The following is a 3139-nucleotide window of genomic DNA, read 5'->3' as shown; positions in this document are numbered from 1 at the left end:
ACGGCACTGCTGGCAAGTACATGTCCATGCCGAGTGATGCCAATAAATCGAACGGTGATAACAACAACACCGTGGCGGCAAGGGAGTACCGCCAACTAAAGTTTTTTGAGCTCACGAAACCATCTCCTTGAACAAAGGATTTGGCGGCGCTCCCGTAGAGCAAAAGGATTCATGAGAACGCCGCAACAACCGAAAAATGAAGGTTGCTGCGGCTTACTTGTCTGCGTTCTTGGAAGTGCTCATCTGCTGACTATCTCATGATTGAATTTGAATCGTAACAACTTTCAAGCAACTCTGCAAGGAGCCTTATTGTGCGCCCAACGCCGGAGTTAAGCCGCCGCGCGTAGCGCGGTCGGCTTGAACGAATTGTTAGACATCATTTACCAACTGACTTGATGATCTCGCCTTTCACAAAGCGAATAAATTCTTCCAAGTGATCTGCGCGTGAGGCCAAGTGATCTTCTTTTTGTCCCAGATAAGCTTGCTTAGCTTCAAGTAAGACGGGCTGATACTGGGCAGGTAGGCGTTTTATTGCCCAGTCGGCAGCGACATCCTTCGGCGCGATTTTGCCGGTTATTGCGCTGTACCAAATGCGGGACAACGTAAGCACTACATTTCGCTCATCGCCGGCCCAGTCGGGCTGCGAGTTCCATAGCTTCAAGGTTTCCCTCAGCGCCTCGAATAGATCCTGTTCAGGAACCGGGTCAAAGAATTCCTCCGCTGCCGGACCTACCAAGGCAACGCTATGTTCTCTTGCTTTTGTAAGCAGGATAGCTAGATCAATGTCGATCATGGCTGGCTCGAAGATACCCGCAAGAATGTCATTGCGCTGCCATTCTCCAAATTGCAGCTCGCGCTTAGCCGGATAACGCCACGGGATGATGTCGTCATGCACGACAAGGGTGACTTCTATAGCGCGGAGCGTCTCGCTCTCGCCAGGGAAAGCCGAAGCCTCCATAAGGTCATTGAGCAATGCTCGCCGCGTCGTTTCATCAAGCTTTACGGCCACAGTAACCAACAAATCAATATCGCTGTATGGCTTCAGGCCGCCATCCACTGCGGAGCCGTACAAATGCACGGCCAGCAACGTTGATTCCAGATGGCGCTCAATGACGCTTAGCACCTCTGATAGTTGGTTCGAAATTTCGATGGTCACCGCTACCCTCATGATGTCTAACACCAGAATTAAGCCGCGCCGCGAAGCGGCGTCGGCTTGAATGACTTGTTAGCGCCCACCTGCGACGCCAACCTCTTGCCACTGATAGTACTGCTTAGTAGCAATGGCCAGCATATCCAGGTCCTCCGGCGTGTCTCCGTACGCGTAGATGGTCGGATATGTCGCCAGGTCGTAGCGCTCACGGACCAAGCGAGCCTTCTCCGTCAAGACGCACTGCCGCCCTTCATAGCGGCCCGTTAGGATTCCGTCCGACTGTTGCAAGGAAGAACAGATGAGCTCAACGCCGTGCGAGTCGCACCACGGCTCCAAGTAAGCCTCAAGTCCGCCGGAAACAACGACAACCTTGTGCCCCTGCGCTTTGTGCCATGCGATGCGCTGCATTGCCTCGCCGCGGAGGGTATTGGGCAGGTAGCTCTGAGCGAAGTCACGACCTTGGGCCTCCAGGACCGAGGCCGGGATGCCGCTGTAAGCGAAGCGAACGATGACGCGACGGATCAGGGTGCCAGACAAGATCCCAATCTTATACCCAAGCACGAGCGGCGCCAGAAGCAGTTGTCCCACAAGCAGTCGACGTCGGCTCACGGACCGCCGCACAAAATCCGGCATCGTCTCGCGAGTGGTAATTGTGCCATCGAAGTCAAAGAGTGCGAGAGACATGCGTTGTGGGCGCTAACGCCTTGCTCACCGGAAAATTGCGAGCGCAGCGAGTAATTTTTCCGGTGCAGCAACTTGTTGTACGGTGCAACCGATAGCTATGACGTTTGCCCCTTAATCGCCTGGATAATCCTCGGCCAGTCTTCATGATGCAACTCATGTCCCGTGCCTTCGAGTGTCAGCATTTTTGAACCACGAATCGCATCTTTCAGTGCCAACCCATGCACATAAGGAAGTACAGGATCCTCCGTGCCGTGAATGATCAAAGTTGGTACAGCTATCTCATTTAATCTCCCGAGCCATCTCTCGCCACCACCTAAAGTAGTGTGGTTGAATGTTGTCAGGATATTCGGAGTGCGATCAAAATTTAACTCAGCGATGTTTTGTATCTTCTCAGCGTCAAAAGCATGCGCAGTACCTGAGTTGATTCGCCACGCTCCGACCTGATACGCGACGACAGCATCTCTATCAGACCAATCCAGCGATTCCGCCCGTTGGTGATACTCAATGATGGCAGGATCAAAAGCGGGCATATCCGGATCTGCATCTGCAAGCCGTTCTGAAGCAATCAGCGTCAAGCTCTTCACACGTTTCGGATACTTGAGAGCTACAAGCTGGGAAAGAAATCCCCCCAAAGACATGCCGACTAAATGAGCAGCTTCCAGACCATAACCATCAATGACGCGAACCACATCATCTGCTAATTCTTCAACGGAATATGGAGCCTGACCTGGCTCATAGCTTGTTGATTTCCCGGTATCACGGTGGTCGTACCGGATCACATAGCGACCCATTTTGGCAAGTTGGGAACAAAACTCATCAGGCCACCACACCGCAGACGACATTGCCCCCATGATCAGAATAATGGGTTCATGGGCCGGGTCGCCGAATGATTCGGTATAGAGTGAAATCGCTTTATCAACAACTACCTTTTCTTTCATACTTAAATTGCCTTCGAGTTCTACGTACAACTTTGTTTTAGGGCGACTGCCCTGCTGCGTAACATCGTTGCTGCTCCATAACATCAAACATCGACCCACGGCGTAACGCGCTTGCTGCTTGGATGCTCGAGGCATAGACTGTACAAAAAAACAGTCATAACAAGCCATGAAAACCGCCACTGCGCCGTTACCACCGCTGCGTTCGGTCAAGGTTCTGGACCAGTTGCGTGAGCGCATACGCTACTTGCATTACAGCTTACGAACCGAACAGGCTTATGTCCACTGGGTTCGTGCCTTCATCCGTTTCCACGGTGTGCGTCACCCGGCAACCTTGGGCAGCAGCGAAGTCGAGGCATTTCTGTCCTGG

The 3139-nt window shown here is 52.6% G+C and carries 3 protein-coding genes and 1 pseudogene; 1 reads left to right on the top strand and 3 read right to left on the bottom strand.

Going from position 1 to position 3139, the window contains the following annotated elements; all coding sequences use genetic code 11:
- Window positions 1–329 precede the first annotated feature (329 nt).
- The 3 genes and pseudogenes from ACJHYR_RS27320 to estX all read right to left on the bottom strand — a co-directional run bounded on the left by ACJHYR_RS27320 (window position 330) and on the right by estX (window position 2772).
- A pseudogene (locus tag ACJHYR_RS27320) lies at window positions 330–1168 on the bottom strand (AadA family aminoglycoside 3''-O-nucleotidyltransferase).
- 57 nt (window positions 1169–1225) lie between these two features.
- Entirely contained in the window at window positions 1226–1834 is a 609-nt protein-coding gene (locus ACJHYR_RS27315) for an HAD family hydrolase (RefSeq protein ID WP_000050382.1), read from the bottom strand.
- A 95-nt stretch (window positions 1835–1929) separates the two neighbouring features.
- Window positions 1930–2772 (bottom strand): alpha/beta fold putative hydrolase EstX, encoded by an 843-nt coding sequence (gene estX / locus ACJHYR_RS27310; RefSeq protein ID WP_001456218.1) that lies wholly within the window; start codon window positions 2770–2772, stop codon window positions 1930–1932.
- A 166-nt stretch (window positions 2773–2938) separates the two neighbouring features.
- On the opposite strand from estX, the gene ACJHYR_RS27305 reads away from it, so the two are divergent.
- The coding region (locus tag ACJHYR_RS27305; protein ID WP_171766542.1) for a phage integrase N-terminal SAM-like domain-containing protein at window positions 2939–3139 on the top strand (201 nt) is incomplete at its 3' end.

This window comes from Escherichia sp. WS1450, from assembly GCF_046487395.1.
Classification (GTDB): Bacteria; Pseudomonadota; Gammaproteobacteria; order Enterobacterales; family Enterobacteriaceae; genus Escherichia; species Escherichia coli.
Note: the sequence above shows the minus strand (reverse complement) of the source record. Positions and strands in the feature narration are given on the sequence as shown.

Excerpts from the sequence above, each read along its gene's own strand:
- ACJHYR_RS27315 (WP_000050382.1), bottom strand. The coding sequence starts at position 1,834 with ATGTCTCTCGCACTCTTTGACTTCGATGGCACAATTACCACTCGCGAG.
- estX (WP_001456218.1), bottom strand. The coding sequence starts at position 2,772 with ATGAAAGAAAAGGTAGTTGTTGATAAAGCGATTTCACTCTATACCGAA.